Annotated in this window: 17 protein-coding genes, 1 tRNA gene and 2 pseudogenes; 8 read left to right on the plus strand and 12 right to left on the minus strand. The window is 59.5% G+C overall.

The genetic code is table 11. From position 1 onward, the window contains the following. Window positions 1–130: 130 nt before the first annotated feature. The 9 genes and pseudogenes from AWB69_RS38450 to AWB69_RS38490 all read right to left on the minus strand — a co-directional run. Window positions 131–556 (minus strand): ExbD/TolR family protein, encoded by a 426-nt coding sequence (locus tag AWB69_RS38450; protein ID WP_062092012.1) that lies wholly within the window; start codon window positions 554–556, stop codon window positions 131–133. 12 nt (window positions 557–568) lie between these two features. Next, a complete protein-coding gene (locus AWB69_RS38455) occupies window positions 569–1,348 on the minus strand; it encodes a MotA/TolQ/ExbB proton channel family protein (protein WP_062092013.1) in 780 nt (259 codons plus the stop codon). A gap of 82 nt (window positions 1,349–1,430) precedes the next feature. Next, on the minus strand, window positions 1,431–2,204 hold the full coding sequence (locus AWB69_RS38460; protein ID WP_082913775.1) for an energy transducer TonB: 774 nt from the start codon (window positions 2,202–2,204) through the stop codon (window positions 1,431–1,433). 340 nt (window positions 2,205–2,544) lie between these two features. Beyond that, on the minus strand, window positions 2,545–2,781 hold the full coding sequence (locus AWB69_RS38465; protein WP_062092033.1) for a (2Fe-2S)-binding protein: 237 nt from the start codon (window positions 2,779–2,781) through the stop codon (window positions 2,545–2,547). Window positions 2,782–3,037: 256 nt separating this feature from the next. Beyond that, window positions 3,038–3,976 (minus strand): glutamate racemase, encoded by a 939-nt coding sequence (gene murI / locus AWB69_RS38470; RefSeq protein ID WP_062092014.1) that lies wholly within the window; start codon window positions 3,974–3,976, stop codon window positions 3,038–3,040. Window positions 3,977–3,989: 13 nt separating this feature from the next. Next, window positions 3,990–4,466 (minus strand): bacterioferritin, encoded by a 477-nt coding sequence (bfr, locus tag AWB69_RS38475; RefSeq protein ID WP_062092015.1) that lies wholly within the window; start codon window positions 4,464–4,466, stop codon window positions 3,990–3,992. A gap of 228 nt (window positions 4,467–4,694) precedes the next feature. Next, complete coding sequence (locus AWB69_RS38480; protein WP_062092016.1) at window positions 4,695–6,218, minus strand: fumarate hydratase; 1,524 nt, start codon at window positions 6,216–6,218, stop codon at window positions 4,695–4,697. Between the two features lie 69 nt (window positions 6,219–6,287). Next, window positions 6,288–6,896, minus strand: a complete 609-nt coding sequence (locus AWB69_RS38485) for a TIGR00645 family protein (RefSeq protein WP_062092017.1) — start codon at window positions 6,894–6,896, stop codon at window positions 6,288–6,290. Between the two features lie 245 nt (window positions 6,897–7,141). Continuing rightward, window positions 7,142–7,393 (minus strand): annotated as a pseudogene (locus tag AWB69_RS38490) (EamA family transporter); the annotation flags it as partial. 434 nt (window positions 7,394–7,827) lie between these two features. Here AWB69_RS38490 and acs point away from each other — a divergent pair. The 7 genes and pseudogenes from acs to AWB69_RS38520 all read left to right on the plus strand — a co-directional run. Beyond that, window positions 7,828–9,810, plus strand: a complete 1,983-nt coding sequence (acs, locus tag AWB69_RS38495; protein ID WP_062092019.1) for an acetate--CoA ligase — start codon at window positions 7,828–7,830, stop codon at window positions 9,808–9,810. Between the two features lie 140 nt (window positions 9,811–9,950). Next, window positions 9,951–10,289, plus strand: coding sequence for a DUF4212 domain-containing protein (locus AWB69_RS38500; protein WP_075644066.1), 339 nt, complete (start codon window positions 9,951–9,953; stop codon window positions 10,287–10,289). A 7-nt stretch (window positions 10,290–10,296) separates the two neighbouring features. Further along, window positions 10,297–12,315 (plus strand): sodium:solute symporter family protein, encoded by a 2,019-nt coding sequence (locus AWB69_RS38505; protein WP_062092021.1) that lies wholly within the window; start codon window positions 10,297–10,299, stop codon window positions 12,313–12,315. A 273-nt stretch (window positions 12,316–12,588) separates the two neighbouring features. After that, on the plus strand, window positions 12,589–12,966 hold the full coding sequence (locus AWB69_RS48925; RefSeq protein ID WP_197500412.1) for a PAAR domain-containing protein: 378 nt from the start codon (window positions 12,589–12,591) through the stop codon (window positions 12,964–12,966). Then, on the plus strand, window positions 12,959–14,068 hold the full coding sequence (locus tag AWB69_RS48295; RefSeq protein WP_062092022.1) for a PAAR domain-containing protein: 1,110 nt from the start codon (window positions 12,959–12,961) through the stop codon (window positions 14,066–14,068). Before AWB69_RS48925 ends, AWB69_RS48295 begins: the two co-directional genes overlap by 8 nt. 80 nt (window positions 14,069–14,148) lie before the next feature. Further along, on the plus strand, window positions 14,149–14,658 hold the full coding sequence (locus AWB69_RS48300; protein ID WP_156529127.1) for a hypothetical protein: 510 nt from the start codon (window positions 14,149–14,151) through the stop codon (window positions 14,656–14,658). 11 nt (window positions 14,659–14,669) lie between these two features. Next, window positions 14,670–14,909 (plus strand): annotated as a pseudogene (locus AWB69_RS38520) (cation acetate symporter); the annotation flags it as partial. 104 nt (window positions 14,910–15,013) lie between these two features. On the opposite strand, the gene AWB69_RS38525 reads toward AWB69_RS38520, so the two are convergent. Then, window positions 15,014–15,103: transfer RNA gene (locus AWB69_RS38525), tRNA-Ser, on the minus strand. Window positions 15,104–15,213: 110 nt separating this feature from the next. Between AWB69_RS38525 and AWB69_RS38530 the strand changes: the two genes are divergently transcribed. Then, window positions 15,214–15,510 carry a HigA family addiction module antitoxin gene (locus AWB69_RS38530; protein ID WP_062092024.1) on the plus strand — a complete coding sequence of 99 codons (297 nt, stop codon included), beginning with the start codon at window positions 15,214–15,216 and terminating at the stop codon, window positions 15,508–15,510. Here AWB69_RS38530 and AWB69_RS38535 read toward each other — a convergent pair. After that, window positions 15,482–15,892 (minus strand): PIN domain-containing protein, encoded by a 411-nt coding sequence (locus AWB69_RS38535; protein WP_062092025.1) that lies wholly within the window; start codon window positions 15,890–15,892, stop codon window positions 15,482–15,484. The two genes, AWB69_RS38530 and AWB69_RS38535, sit on opposite strands and share 29 nt — an antisense overlap. Continuing rightward, entirely contained in the window at window positions 15,885–16,118 is a 234-nt protein-coding gene (locus AWB69_RS38540) for an AbrB/MazE/SpoVT family DNA-binding domain-containing protein (protein WP_062092026.1), read from the minus strand. Before AWB69_RS38540 ends, AWB69_RS38535 begins: the two co-directional genes overlap by 8 nt. Window positions 16,119–16,296 lie beyond the last annotated feature (178 nt).

Consider the following 16,296-nt stretch of genomic DNA (forward strand, 5'->3'; position numbering starts at 1 on the left):
GACAGTTCCGAGATATGCCGGCGCGCCCGGGCAAAATCTCTGGCCTTGGAGACTTTCCACAAAACAAAAAAGACCGATTCAGCGTCATGCTGAAATCGGTCTTTTTGCTTGCGGGTCAATCTCTCCCGCGCTACTTGGCGCCTGCCTTCGGCTCGGTGACAAAGCCGATCTTCGATAACCCGCCGCCTTGCGCGGCCGACATGACGTCGGCGACACGCTCATACGGGACCTTGCGGTCCGCGCGTAAACGCATTTCCGGCTGCGGTGTCTGCTTCGATGCATCGGCTATACGTGCTTGCAACGCGGCATCGTCGACTTTCTGGTCGTTCCAGAGCACCGTGCCGTCCGCTTCGACAGCAACGTCCACATGCGCCGGCTTCGTGTCCTGCGGCGCGCTGCTCGCCTTCGGCAAGTCGATTTTCACCGCATGGTTGATCGCGGGAATGGTGACGAGAAAAATGATCAGGAGAACCAACATGACGTCGACGAGCGGTGTCATGTTGATCTCGCTCATCATGCCGTCGTCCTCGTCGGAGGAGAAAGGGCTCATGGCCATGACGACGTCCCCTTAGCTCACACGCGATGCAGGCTGCTTGGACGCCGAAGCGACGCCCGCAGCAGCGTATTGCGTGGCCAGGCGCAGACCGTCGCCGCGCTTGCTGGACGCGAGCTTGGTGCCCGTCACGAAGAACGCATGCAGGCCGTGCGCGAAACGGTTCAGCTTCGTGACAATGGCCTTGTTCCAGCGCGTCAGCGCGTTGTAGCCGAGCACGGCCGGAATGGCTACGAACAGGCCAAAGGCCGTCATGATCAGCGACTCGCCGACCGGTCCCGCGACTTGATCGATCGACGTCTGCCCGGTTGCGCCAATGGTCAGCAACGCGTGATAGATCCCCCACACCGTGCCGAACAAACCGACGAACGGCGCGGTGCTGCCGATCGACGCGAGCACGGCAAGCCCCGCCTGCATGCGTCCGACGCCTTCATCCATGGTGTCCTTCAGGCAGCGCGTGATCCAGTCCGACACGTCCATGCGGTCGTGCAGATGCGGTTGCGTCTGATGATGGTGATCGGCCGCATCCTGCCCCGAGAGGGCGAGCGCCAGGAACGGGTTGTCCTGCGCGTTCGCGGAGTGGCTGCTCAGCTTCCTGATGCCGTCGGCGAAATCGTCGGAATGCCAGAACGCCTGCTCGGCATTTTTCGTGAGGCGTTTCAGGCGCACCACGTTCAGGCCCTTCACCAGAATCACTGTCCACGACAGGACCGACATGATCGCCAGCGCGAGCGCGATACCCCGTGTGACGAAATCCCCTTGCGCCCAGACATGCGCCAAGCCGTAGTTTTGCATTGCAGTTCCTGTAGATATCTAGAAATTAGGTCGAATTTTTTTGTGTTGTTCAGCGTTCGACGGATCGGTCCCGACTGTCGCGTCAGTCGTTCAGCCCGAATACGAACGGCTGGGAATACGCGGCGCGGATGGCCACCCCGTTTTCCTTATAGGGCTTGCATGCGCTCGCACGCATGGCATCCAGCGCGGCATCATCCAGCCGCGATGATCCGCTGCTCTTCTTCAGTTCGATGTTCTCGATCTTCCCCGTCAGCCCGACGACGAACTTCACCAGTGCCGTTCCGGATTCCCCACGACGCCGCGACATTGCCGGGTACTCCGGCATCGCGATGTTGCATTCGAGATGCGCGACGTCCTTTGGCGCGTTGAGCGCCATCGTAGGACGCCCGATAGCCGGCGCGGCGGCCGGCGCTGCCGCAACAGGCGGTGTAGGCGGAGCGGGAGCCGGCTCAGGCGCGGCCGCCGCAACAGGCGAGGGTGCGGCGGTTTCCGGTAGCGGTGTCGGTGCGGCTTTCACACGCGGCTGAACGACCGGCTTGGGCTTGGGTACCGGCTTCGGTGGAACCGGTTTCGGCGGCGGAGGAACGGGCGTCGACTGAATTGCCACGGGCGCTGCGACCGGTTGCGGCGGCGCGCGGCTGATCAGTTCGGCGGTGATTGTCTTCGATTCGATCGGTCGCGGCGGCGTCTCGTTGCGCATGGTCAGCACAACGGCGAGCAGGCCCACGTGAATCGCCACTACAGCGACGCTAGCTGCAATCACGCGCGGATTGATACCCGGGGATTCGATCGAACGGAAGGGATAAGCGTTAAGTGCCACAGCCGAATTGCCGGCCGATATCTTGGGAGACGGCATATCAGCGTGGTTGTACGGTGGTGACGCCGTACGAACAGCGAAAGCCCATGCAGCGTGTAAGTCTGGAGGACTTCATTTTCGGAAGATGAGCAGAGAAATAAACAGTGTGGTCACAAAACCGATCAGCAATTCCATCGTTCCCTCCTTGGATGGGGGTTGGCGGGCTGGCTCAATGTGACCTGGCTTGCGGGCGGAGAAGCGGAGACTGCGATGTCAGAGACTGCTATGTCAAACAGACTTGCGGAGCGTGACGATCGGCTTGAAAGCCATGCATCGTGTGGTCAGTGTGGTGATGCAGCAGTGACCCGCGAACGCGAATCCCCGTTGACCTGAAGCGTGCTTACGCAGCCTTGCGTTCGTAGAACGTCATGGGTACAGCCTGATGCTGATCGCCGCGCATGCTGCAATGCGACGCGCAACCGCTTTGCAACATCACGTCGCGCACGGTTTCTTCGCATTTGCCGCAGCACAGGGCGACACCCAGTTCGAATTGCAGTTCGTCGAACGTAACAACGCCATCCGCGATTGAGGCGCGAATCTTTCTGTCCGACACTGACTTGCATACACAGACGATCATGATCAACCGCGATAGCTAACGTTAATGCGAATTATTATCATTCCTTATGAGGAAGTTGGCAATAGGGGTGAATGGTTTTTTTCGGCATGCGCCGGGTGGGAAAAGGGGCCGGGGCGCAGAGCCTTGTCGCAGAAAGCATCCGACGTATGTAAAAAACTGAAACCGCGTGCGTGGAAGGGGCTTTTTCAGCCGATAGAGTGGTTTTTTTGCGATTTTGAAGCGAACGGGGGGCTTGGAACCGCTGTGAAGCGCTGCCTCAGACCGGATCGGATTCCAGTCCCAGCGCACGTCGTGAGGGGATCACGACGTGTTCGACGGCCACATCCAGCCCGAGCAGCGACGCCGCGAGTTGTCGCAGAGCCTTACCGTCATTGGTGGAGTAAAAGCGCGGCAATTCGATTGCCTGAGCCTGAGTTTGATCCTGAACTTGATCATGAGTCTGGGCAGGCATTGCGCGCAGACCAAACGAATCCAGTTGCCGTTCGAGTTGCCGCGCAATCGCGATGCTTGTGTCGACCAGCGTGAGCCGATCGCCGGCAATGGAGCGGATGGCTTCATCGAGAAAGGGGTAGTGCGTGCAGCCGAGCACCAGCGTGTCGGCGTTGGCGTCGAGCATGGGCTGCACATAGCTTCGCAGCAGCGCGACGAGCTCCGGCGAGTCCGTGTCGCAGCGTTCCACCGCCTGCACGAGGCCGTGGCCCGGCTGCAGGATGAAGCGGCAGTCGCCGGTATGGCGCTCGGCCAGCGCCTGAAACCGCGCGCTGCGCAGCGTAACGGCCGTCGCAAGTACGCCCACCACGCGCGTTTGCGACGTGATTGCCGCCGGCTTGATGCCCGGTTCCACGCCGATCACGGGAACGGCCAAGCGTTCGCGGGCTTGAGCAATTGACTGCGAGGTGGCCGTGTTGCATGCGACTACCAGGGCCTTCGCGCCCTGCGATACCAGCCATTCGCAGATCGCGAGCGTCCGGTCGGCGATAAAGTCGTCATCGCGTTCACCGTATGGCGCGTACAGCGAATCCGCGGCGTAGATCAACCGTTCGTCCGGCAACGCGGCACGTACCGCGCGTAACACGGACAAACCGCCGAGGCCCGAATCGAAAATACCGATGGGCGCGTTCGAACCAGGCGCCTCGGGAGAGGCACCAACATAAACCGCGGGGCTAGACGATGAACGAAGGGCGTCGAATGGCATTATGGCCGGTAGTTTACTCGTTCTCGCCCATCATGGTTTGCTGATAGTTCTGGATGCCGACCTTTGCCACCAGATCGATTTGCGTTTCCAGCCAGTCGATGTGCTCTTCCGTATCGTCGAGAATCTTCACAAAGATTTCACGCGAGATGAAATCGCGAACCGACTCGCAATAGGCGATGGCTTCCTTGCATGTGCTCTGCGAAATCTGTTCGAGCTTCAAGTCGCATTTGAGGATTTCTTCGGTCTCTTCACCAATCAGCAGCTTGTGCAGGTCTTGCAGGTTCGGCAGGCCATCAAGCATGAAAATACGCTGGATCAGCCAGTCGGCATGCTTCATCTCGCCGATCGACTCGTCGTATTCATGCTTGCCGAGCTTTTCCAGCCCCCAGTGCTTGTACATGCGCGCATGCAGGAAGTACTGGTTGATCGCAGTCAGCTCGTTCTTCAGCTGCTGGTTGAGGTATTCGAGGGCTTTTACGTCGCCTTGCATGTTGGTTCCTTGTGTGGGCGTTTCAGCTGTTCAAACATAACCGCTCAAGTTTAAAAAGCCAAGATGAAAAAGGGTGTTTTCCCCGCTATTTCATAGAGATGTCGCAGGGATTTCACGTTTTCGCGCGATGGAATGAGAATGAAAACAGTTCTCTTCGCAGCAGCCCGAAAATGCAAGAGCCGGGCGCATGGCCCGGCTCTTTTTAGCTCGTATTGCTAAGGTCGTAGTTTAAACCGTCGCGACCGGAATCTTGCCGATCTTTGCTTGCCATTCCTTCGGTCCAGTCTGATGCACGGAGGTTCCGGCCGAATCAACGGCAACCGTCACCGGCATATCCTGTACGTCGAATTCATAGATGGCTTCCATGCCGAGGTCTTCGAACGCGATGACCTCGGCGCCGCGAATCGCCTTAGAAACCAGGTACGCCGCGCCGCCCACCGCCATCATGTACGCGGCGTTGTGCTTCTTGATCGCCTCGATGGCAACCGGGCCGCGCTCCGCCTTGCCGATCATCGAGATCAGGCCGGTTTGCGACAGCATCATGTCGGTGAACTTGTCCATGCGCGTGGCCGTGGTGGGACCTGCCGGGCCAACCACTTCCTCGCGGACGGGATCAACCGGGCCGACATAATAAATCACGCGGTTGGTGAAATCGACAGGCAGCTTTTCGCCCTTGGCGAGCATGTCGGCAATACGTTTGTGGGCCGCGTCGCGCCCCGTCAGCATCTTGCCGGAGAGCAGCAGCGTCTGGCCAGGCTTCCATGCCGCGACCTGTTCCTTCGTCAGCGTATTCAGGTCAACGCGCTGGCTAGTTTCCGTGTTGGCGACCCACTCGACCTTCGGCCAGGCGTCGAGCGAAGGCACGTCGAGTTTCGCCACGCCCGAACCGTCGAGCGTGAAATGCGCGTGGCGCGTGGCCGCGCAGTTCGGGATGATCGCGATCGGCTTCGATGCCGCGTGTGTGGGAGCAGCCATGATCTTCACATCGAGCACGGTGGCGAGGCCGCCCAGACCCTGCGCGCCAATGCCCAGCGCGTTGACCTTCTCGTGCAGCTCGACGCGCAACTCTTCGATCCAGTCCTGCGGCCCGCGTGCGATGACGTCCTGGATATCGATGGCGTCCATCAGCGATTCCTTCGCCATGACCATCGCCTTCTCCGCCGTCCCGCCGATGCCGATTCCGAGCATGCCGGGAGGGCACCATCCAGCGCCCATCAGCGGCACGGTTTTCAGCACCCAGTCGACGATGGAGTCCGACGGGTTGAGCATCGCGAACTTCGTCTTGTTCTCCGAGCCGCCGCCCTTGGCCGCGATCTGGACATCGACTTTATCGCCGGGGACGATCTCGTAGTGGATCACCGCCGGCGTGTTGTCCTTCGTGTTCTTGCGCGCGCCTTCGGGCGGGCTGACGATGGATGCGCGCAGCACGTTGTCCGGGTTCAGGTAACCGCGGCGCACGCCTTCGTTGATCATGTCGGTGACGCCCATGGTCGCACCGTCCCAGCGTACGTCCATGCCCACTTTCACGAACACCGTGACGATGCCCGTGTCCTGGCAGATCGGCCGATGGCCTTCCGCGCACATGCGGCTGTTTGTCAGGATCTGCGCGATGGCGTCTTTTGCGGCCGGACTCTCTTCGAGTTCGTACGCGCGGCCGAGTGCCTGGATGTAGTCGAGCGGATGGTAAAAGCTGATGTGCTGAAGCGAATCCGCAATGCTCTGGATCAGGTCTTCCTGCTTGATGATGGTCATGGCTTGAACGTGTGGGGAAGGGACGTTATCGGGACTTTATGGGTACTTTCATCGGCGCTTTGAACGCGCTCATGGGTGTAATTCTGCTGCTTGCTCGTGCGCCTTCGCTGGCGTGGCGGATGGCTCATGAAAATGCTCGGGGTGCGTGTGCGTGGTCAGGCGGTCGACCCACGCCATGATCAGCGCCGACAGCAGGAACGCCAGGTGAATGATCACCTGCCACATCACCGCGTGCTCGGAGTACTGGTCCGGGTTGATGAAGGTTTTCAGCAGATGGATGGACGAGATGCTGATGAGCGCCATGGACAGCTTGACCTTCAGCACGCCGGCATTCACATGATCGAGCCATTCCGGCTGGTCGGGGTGGCCTTCCACGCCGAGCCGCGAGACGAAGGTTTCGTAGCCGCCCACGATCACCATGATCAGCAGGTTCGAGATCATCACCACGTCGATCAGGCCGAGGACGACCAGCATGATGTTGGTTTCATCGAGCGTCGTCATGTGAGTGACGAGGTGCCAGACTTCCTTCAGGAACAGGACGACATACACGCCTTGCGCCACGATCAGGCCGAGATACAGCGGCACCTGGAGCCAGCGGCTCATGAAAATAACGGCGGGAAGAGGCTTCATTGAAGGGCGCGGAGGACGGGTGCCGGGGATGTTCGGGGATGCGGACATGAGCGGTGCCGGGTCGTGTGAGGTTGGTTGATTCCGTACGTGCGTTGGACGTGGCGGGCGCGAAGCGGGCTCCCACGCACATTTTTGAGAAAGCGCGTTATTGTAGCGCGATGGCGCCGCCGGGTTGCGGGTCAACCCTGAGGACGTCCGCACGCGCTGCATGCTCCAAAACTGCTCACCGGCGGTTCCGCCGCGCGCGCGAAACCCGTGGGAAACCTCGCTGGAAGCGGTTTCCGGTCAAGAAATCATCGACGGCGCCGTTTTTCCTTCATGCTGGCCAGCACGATCCCGGCGACCACGCACGCCAGCGCAATCCCGGGCGCGATAGTCGGACGCTCACCCAGAAACACAATGCCGCAGAGCGCCGCCGTCATCGGCAAGAGTCCGCAAAACACGCTTGCGAGACTGCCGTTCACGTGCCAGATGCCTGTCATTCACAGCCAGAACGAAAAGACGCTTGCCGAGAGTCCATACCAGAGCACGAGGTTCCAGACGCTCAGGCTACGCTGCTGCATGGCTGCGATGAGGTAGAGCGCGTAACGATTCAAGCTGGAATCCGGGCAACGAGTTCAGTTAACATGACATTGCGCGTCATGCATCGCGCGGGGCCGAGGCAGCAAGCGAGAGCCGGGTGCATCATGGTGTTGGCGCGTTGAAAGGGCCGCATTGTAAAAGTGACGACCCCTACGTGTATACCCCGTGGTCATCGGGTGGATTGCGTAAGTAGCGGGTAAGGAGCGCGGCTTATCTTCGCCGTATAAAGCCTGGCGCGCGTATGCTGCGCTGCATCGAACAGGCAAGCACAGAGGCAGGAGACGCGGCACGGCGCTGGGCAATTGCGCGTGTCGTCCACGCCTGAAAACATGGCGGCTTCGGGGCTTGGGTTCCGGAGTCGCGGTCATCAGATTTACCATCAAAGAAGGGGTTGTCGATGTCTGCGATTGAATCCGTACTCCAGGAACGCCGTATTTTTCCGCCCTCGGCCAAAGCATCGGCCGGCGCAGCGATTTCTGGCATGGACGCGTACAAGGCTTTGACGTCCGAAGCCGAACGCGATTACGAAGGCTTCTGGGCGCGTCTCGCGCGCGAGACGCTTAGCTGGCACAAGCCGTTCACCACCGTTCTCGACGAATCGAATCCGCCGTTCTACAAGTGGTTCGAGGACGGCGAGATCAACGCGTCGTATAACTGCATCGACCGTCATGTGGAAGCCGGTCACGGTGCGAAGAACGCGATCATCTTCGAAGCCGATGACGGCACCGTCGTGAACGTCACATACCAGGATCTCCTGCAGCGCGTCTGCCGCTTCGCCAACGCACTCAAGAAGCGCGGCGTGAAGAAAGGCGATCGCGTGGTGATCTACATGCCGATGTCGGTGGAAGGCGTGGTCGCCATGCAAGCCTGCGCGCGCATTGGCGCGACGCACTCGGTGGTGTTCGGCGGGTTTTCGTCGAAGTCGCTCAACGAACGGCTGGTCGATGTGGGCGCGGTTGCGCTCGTTACATCGGACGAACAAATGCGCGGCGGCAAGGCGCTGCCGCTGAAGAACATTGCCGATGAAGCCATCGCCGCCGGCGGTTGCGAAGCGGTCACGAGCGTGATCGTGTACAAGCGCACCGGCGGCAAGATCCAATGGCATGAAGACCGCGATCTCTGGATGCACGAGCTGGTCGCGAACGAAGCTGACAAGTGCGAGCCGGAATGGGTCAGCGCCGAACATCCGCTGTTCATCTTGTACACGTCGGGTTCCACGGGCAAACCGAAGGGCGTTCAGCACAGCACCGGCGGATTTTTGCTGTGGGCCGCGCAGACCATGAAGTGGACCTTCGACGCCAAGCCTGACGACGTGTTCTGGTGCACCGCCGACATTGGCTGGATCACCGGGCATAGCTACATTGCGTATGGTCCGACCGCCATTGGTGCGACCCAGGTCGTGTTCGAAGGCGTGCCGACCTACCCGAACGCCGGGCGCTTCTGGGAAATGATCGCCAGGCACAAGGTCACGATCTTCTACACCGCGCCGACCGCTATCCGCTCGCTGATCAAGATGGCCGAAGCCGATGCAAAAGTGCATCCGAAGAGCTTTGACCTGTCGTCGTTGCGCATTCTTGGCACCGTCGGCGAGCCGATCAATCCGGAAGCGTGGATGTGGTATCACGAGAACGTGGGCGGCGGCGCTTGCCCTATCGTCGACACGTGGTGGCAGACCGAAACCGGCGGCCACATGATCACGCCGCTGCCGGGCGCAACGCCTCTCGTGCCGGGTTCCTGCACGCTGCCGTTGCCGGGCATCATGGCGGCTGTTGTCGATGAAACCGGTCAGGACGTGCCGAACGGGCAGGGCGGGATCCTGGTCATCAAGCGGCCGTGGCCGTCGGGGTTGCGCAACGTATGGGGCGATCCGGAGCGCTACAAGAAGAGCTACTTCCCGGAAGAACTCGGCGGCAAGCTGTACCTCGCCGGCGACGGCGCCGTGTGCGACAAGGAGACGGGTTACTTCACGATCATGGGCCGGATCGACGACGTGCTGAACGTGTCGGGGCATCGGCTTGGGACCATGGAGATCGAGTCGGCGCTGGTGTCGAATCCGATCGTGGCGGAGGCCGCGGTGGTCGGCCGTCCCGACGATACGACCGGCGAAGCGGTGTGCGCGTTCGTCGTGCTGAAGCGCTCGCGCCCCGATGGCGCGGAAGCCAGGCAGATCGCCAATGAACTGCGGGCGTGGGTCGCGAAGGAAATCGGTCCGATCGCGAAACCGAAGGACATTCGTTTCGGCGATAACCTCCCGAAGACCCGCTCCGGCAAGATCATGCGGCGCCTGTTGCGTTCGCTGGCGAAGGACGAGGCGATCACGCAGGACGTGTCGACACTCGAGAATCCCGCAATCCTCGATCAACTCGGCGAAGCGTATTGAATTTGGCTTGAGTATCATCTGGCTTTAAAGAGCGGCTTCCTGTTTCAGGAAGCCGTTTTTATATAGCGAGCGTGTATTCCGGGCCGGCACGCGATGTCGATCCCGATTGCCGCGTCTTGAAGCATTTGGTAGATAAGCACATGGCTTTGATCCCACCGACCGCTGCAAGCCCTCCTGAACCACCGCCCGTCACGGAGGCGATGGCGCGCGCGCACCGGTTGTATTGGCGAACGAATCTCGCGTTGATATCGGTGCTGATGCTGATCGGCTTCGTGGTCTCGTTCGGCATTCCGCTGATGGCGACGCGGCTCGACGGCATCCGTTTCGCAGGCTTTCCGCTGCCGTTTTATTTCGGTGCGCAGGGTGCGATCCTGGTGTATGTCGCATTGATCGTGGTGTACATCGTGCTGATGCAGTTCGCCGATACCCGCTTGCAACGGACCCTTGGCATGCTTGCCCCGGTCAAGCCCGAGTCATGAATTGCCGATGAAGCTCACCCATCGACTCATACGGGCCTACGCGCTGTACACGCTCGGCTTCTTCCTGTTCATCTACGTGATGGCGCGCATAGAGCGCGTAACCGGCCCGGGCATGTGGATCGGCTACGTGTTCCTGTTCGTGCCCATAGCCGTGTATGCCGTGATCGGCTTGTTGTCGCGGACGTCGGACCTCGTCGAGTATTACGTGGCCGGGCGGCGCGTACCGTCAGCGTTCAACGGCATGGCCACCGCGGCGGACTGGTTATCGGCGGCGTCGTTCATCGGGCTGGCCGGGTCCATCTATGCAACCGGCTACGACGGCCTTGCCTACATGATGGGCTGGACCGGGGGCTATTGCCTCGTCGCGTTCCTGCTTGCGCCCTACGTCCGCAAGCTTGCTCGCTACACCATTCCCGATTTCCTCGGCACGCGCTTCTCGAGCAACCTCGTGCGAGGGATCGCGGCGTTCGCGGCCATCCTGTGCTCGTTCGTTTATCTCGTCGCACAGATCCAGGGCATCGGGCTGATTGCGTCGCGGTTTATCGGTATCGATTTCGCTATCGGCATCTTCTGCGGGCTCGCCGGCATTCTCGTGTGCTCGTTTCTTGGCGGCATGCGCGCGGTCACGTGGACGCAGGTTGCGCAGTACATCATCCTGATCAGCGCCATGCTGATTCCCGTGTCGATGATTGCGCATCGCGAGGGGCTTGGCTGGTTGCCGCAGCTTTCCTACGGGCGTTTGCTGGAGCGTGTGGAGGTGCTTGAGCGGCTGGTTGAACGCTCTCCCGAGGAAGCCAGGGTTCGCGACGACTACAAGCGCCAGGCGCAGCAGATCCAGACGCAGATCGATGCGTTGCCGGCGTCGTTTCATACCGGGCAGGCGCGGCTGGTGGAGGAGATCGCGGATCTGCGCCGGCACAACGGGCCGCTGCGCGATATCAGCGAGCGGGAGCGCGAACTGGCGTCGTTCCCGAAAAATCCCACCGAGGCGAATGTGCAATGGAGCCATGCCCGCGATGCGATGCTCGAACGCGCGGCGCCACCGGTGCCCATGGCCGAAGCATTCCCCCCTTCCGACGATGAAAGCGCGCGGCTGCACCGGCGGAATTTCCTGTCGTTGCTGCTATGTCTGTCGGTGGGAACGGCGAGCCTGCCGCATATCCTGACGCGCTACAACACGACGACATCCGTGGCTTCCGCGCGGCGTTCGGTCGGCTGGACGCTGTTTTTCGTCGCGCTGTTCTATGTGACCGTGCCCGTGCTCGCGGTGCTGATCAAGTACGAGATGCTGACGGGAATCGTCGGGCACAAGTTCGCTGACCTTCCTGCCTGGGTCATGCAATGGCGCAAGGTGGAGCCGTATCTGATTCGTATCGGCGATGTAAACGGCGACGGCATCGTGCGCTGGTCCGGTATCCAGATGCAGCCGGATATGGTGGTGCTCGCCGCGCCCGAGATTGCGGGGCTGCCGTATGTGATGTCGGGGTTGATCGCGGCGGGCGCGCTGGCCGCGGCGCTTTCCACCGCAGACGGCCTGCTGCTGACGATTGCGAATGCGCTCTCGCACGACGTCTATTACTGCATGGTCGACAAGACCGCGAGTAGTCAGCGAAGGGTGACCATATCGAAGATATTGCTGCTGGGCGTGGCATTGTTTGCTTCTTACGTGGCTTCGCTCAATACCGGGAATATCTTGTTCCTGGTGGGGGCGGCGTTTTCGTTGGCGGCGTCCAGTTTGTTTCCGGCGCTTGTGCTGGGGGTGTTCTGGAAGCGGACCACCAAGCTTGGGGCGGTCGCGGGGATGCTGGCGGGTTTGAGCGTGTGCGTCTATTACATTGTGTCGACGTACCCGTTTTTCACGCAGATGACGGGGTTCTCGGGTGCGAGGTGGTTTGGAATCGAGTCGATCAGTTCGGGGGTGTTTGGAGTGCCGGCGGGGTTCGTGGTGGCCGTGGTGGTGAGTTTGGTTGATCGGAAACCGGATGCGTATACGAGGGCGTTGGTGGATTACATCCGGCATCCGTGAAGAGGATTTATTTGCGGTTTTGGTTGCGGCCAAAAACAAAAAACCCGCGTCGGCACAAGGCTCGATGCGGGTTTTGGTGCTGTTCGAAGTTATATACGTCCTCCGTTCCTTTTCATCGAAGCACTCAATCTAGCTTTTGCCGACTATACGAACTTAACCGACTCGCAGGGAAAAGTCTCAACGTTGGATTATTTTTGACAAATTTACTGATGAATGGACGCTATTCTGTATAGGAGCCAGTCGGTGTAGATAAATTAAATAGGAGACTTAAGCATGTCAGAACAGAAGAAAGAAATGGCCTACCTTTTTGTGGCCATCGGTTCACGTACTAGGGACGGAGGACATGTCACACGCGTATCGACGAAGGCGGAATACAAAGGAACGGCACTGGCCCGTGTCGGCGATATCGTCACACACGACGATGGCAGCGAGGCCACCATAATCGACGGCGCCGGGTTCGCTGCCGCTTGGGGAGACAAGCCGTTCGCGCTGGTTGGTTCTCGGCTGAGCAACGACGACACGATCACGGAAACATTGCAGGATGGATTCGGCATCACGGTTCGCGACGGCAAACCGGTTCCCGGCCTGTTCGATCCCGCTTATACGCTGCCACCGATTGTCGACACGGACGGCGGGGTCAGCCATGCGTAGGGCGGCGGTTCGGCATGGCGATCCGACCACGACGCGCGGTTTTGTCATGGCCTACTCATCGACGTTTCACGATGACGGGAGGAAGATTGCCCTCAGCGGTGATGAGGCGACCTGCGGTAACTGCAAGGGTGCATTCAAGATATATGGCACTGGCAAAGGAATATCGGAAAAAGGACGGGACGCTGTTCTCGACGGAGATCCCGTGCTGTGCCCGTGCGGAAAGAACAGGGTTATCGTGGGAGATAACCCGGGGATTTTTCTCACCACGAACGAAGAATCGGCGATCGTGAGGGTCGCTGCGGGAAGCTTCGGCATTGCTCCAACTTTGGCCCCGTCAGCGCGAGTTGTCGACGCTGACGATTCCGAAGGAACCTATCCGGCCCCCGTATCCGATGCAAAGGGCAAAACGGACTGCTCCTATCTCGATGGTTCGACAGCTCGCATTGACGCACCGGCTGACTTCTATAAACATGTAAACAGCGTCGTAGTAAGGCCCGGCCAGCAAACTACCTTCGACTTTCCCGGTGGAGGGCCCGGCGTTGCAACTGAGTACGCAGCAACAGTGAACGGGCGTCCGGTCAATATCTACGTGCCCGCGCAAGCTCCGAAGCAAGGATACGGCGTACCTGGTCAGCAAGAGATCGCGAAAGCGCTTGAGGCCGTTCCGCCGCAGCAGTACAAAGACCTTAAGCGCGTGTCAATCAACCCGGTGGCCAATTTGCAAGACGCAATCTGGCAAAGGAAATATAACGATCCGGAGTTCTCTTCGGGGGCAACTGCCAGTATCGACCAAGGCGTTGCCTTCTATCCGTGGAAAGGCGTGTCAACTTTTCCACAGAGATACATTGATAGCACGATGTTGCATGAAACGGGACACCTGTGGAGCGAGGGTTTATGGAGCGATCCGGAAAAGAAACGGGAATGGCAGGATGCCGTAGCCAGCGATAGACAGGCACCGTCGCAATACGCGCAAAAGAACGTGACTGAAGACTTCGCTGAGTCCGCCAACATGTACTGGTCGAGCAAAGGAACGCCTTGCGAGACCGAAGGGCGCGACCGCTATCCCGCACGTTTCACTTACTTCGACAAAATTTCAAGATGAACTCTGCCGTGCGACTAATCATCATCGCTGGGTTTTGCGCACTTACGTGCGGGTGCACGGCGAATACTAGAGCAACGAATATGACACAGCGTTTTCCACCGGGTGCTCAAGACCCTAAGTCACCTCACCCGGGCTCTATTGAAGCCAAATACTATTGGAATGACTCGAAGGAAACATGGCCGATATCTGATTTACCGGAAAGCTTTATTTTTCGCTGTTTCGATAAGAACGGTGAACGCGCGCAGCGTGTGAATGCTGCGTGGTGTATTCCAGTCGTCGAGGTCGAGACGGTTTCGGTCGACGAGAACGGAAATCCCGTTGTTCCGAAAGAGGCGGATTCAGTGTCGATCTCAGAATATGGCCCGGGGCATACGTTCATCCAGCATACGCAATCAGTTCCACATCTAAAACGCCAGCGCGAACTGGATAGGCAGCGGCAGAGTACTCCACAGGACGCCACCACGCCCCAACGCCCACAATCGTTTAAACCCAATCAGTCCAACTACACCTTATCGGATTATCGCGAGCCACCGTGGCAAGGGCAATTGGGCTGGTGGGCAAGACTTAAAGCCTGGATTGGGTTCGGCTGATTCCTGAACTCGGGGCGGTCGCGGGGATGCTGGCGGGTTTGATCGTGTGCGTTTACTACATCGTGTCGACGTACCCGTTTTTCACGCAGATGACGGGGTTCTCGGGTGCGTGGTGGTTTGGAATCGAGTCGATCAGTTCGGGGGTGTTTGGAGTGCCGGCGGGGTTTGTGGTGGCCGTGGTAGTGAGTTTGGTTGATCAGAAACCGGATGCGTATACGAGGGCGTTGATGGATTGCATCCGGCATCCGTGAAGAGGATTTATTTGCGGTTTTGGTTGCGGCCAAAAACAAAAAACCCGCGTCGGCACAAGGCTCGATGCGGGTTTTGGTGCTGCTCGACAAGGTGAAACGTATTCTGGCGGAGAGACGGGGATTCGAACCCCGGTTAGGTTTGACCCTAAACACGCTTTCCAGGCGTGCGACTTAAACCGCTCATCCATCTCTCCAGCAAGTCGCGGATTATAGCAAACTCGCGCAGCTCTGCCAGCCCCCTTGTTGAGAAGACATTTGAAACGGCCCGATCGATTGCGTGGGCTATCACCGAACGAGGAATTCCATGCGTATGCGTAACCCGCCGCATCCCGGCGAAATTCTTTCCGAACTCTGGCTTCAGCCGCTGGATCTGTCGATAACGCACGCCGCCGAAGGCCTCGACGTGTCGCGCGAAACGCTGTCTGAGATCGTTGACGGGCGCGCGGCCATCAGTCCGGAAATAGCGATTCGACTTGGGCTCGCGTTTGGCAAAAGCGCCGAGTCCTGGCTAACTCATCAGGCTGCGTTCGACCTCCGGCAAGCGCATCAGAAGAGGGACGCGTTGTGCAAGGTCACTCCCCCGCACCCACAAACGGATTAACAATCCGTAACCTCTCATCGATAACCAACCCGTCATGCATGTCCTCGGAGTAAAGGACATCGCATTCGGCGAGTAGCGCCGCTGCTGCAATCATCGAGTCATAGACTGACAGCCCGTACCGCTCGGAAATCCGCCGACCGGTGTCGTGGGTTTCCACAGTCAGCGGCTCAGTCGTGCATACCGCCCGGACTGCGTCCAGCACATCGTTTGTCTCGTGCCACGACATGGCCAGCTTGTGCCGGGTGACATTGGCCACCTCGTTCAGCACTTGAACGCTGATGACGCCGCCTTCCGCCATCAAACCCTCGGCGCGGTCCGCTTTTGCCGCGTCGCCGGACAGGAGGTAAAGCGCCACGTTGCTATCCAGGAAGACCTTAGCCATCGCGATTGGCGTCGTCGCGGTTGAACGTGAAATCGGCGGGTAAGCGCCCGCGGTATTGGCGAAGTCGATCGAGCAACGCGCGACCGGTCGGCTTTTTCTTGATCTGGAATTCGCGCGCACCCGCAATGACAACCTCGACGTCGTCGCCTTCGTGCAACTCAAGCGCTTCCACCACCGCAGCAGGGAGGCGGATCGCCAGACTGTTGCCCCACTTTGATACCTGCATGATCGCCTCTTTGGATATACGTCAAGACATTGTATATCCAACGAGTATCAGGCGTCGACCGCTCACCCCCGCTGCTTCACCTCGAGCCGGAACTTATGCAACAACGGTTCCGTATACCCGCTCGGCTGCGCACGCCCCTCAAACACCAGCGCCTTCGCCGCCTTGAAAGCCAGCGATG

Source organism: Caballeronia udeis, from assembly GCF_001544555.2.
Classification (GTDB): domain Bacteria; phylum Pseudomonadota; class Gammaproteobacteria; order Burkholderiales; family Burkholderiaceae; genus Caballeronia; species Caballeronia udeis.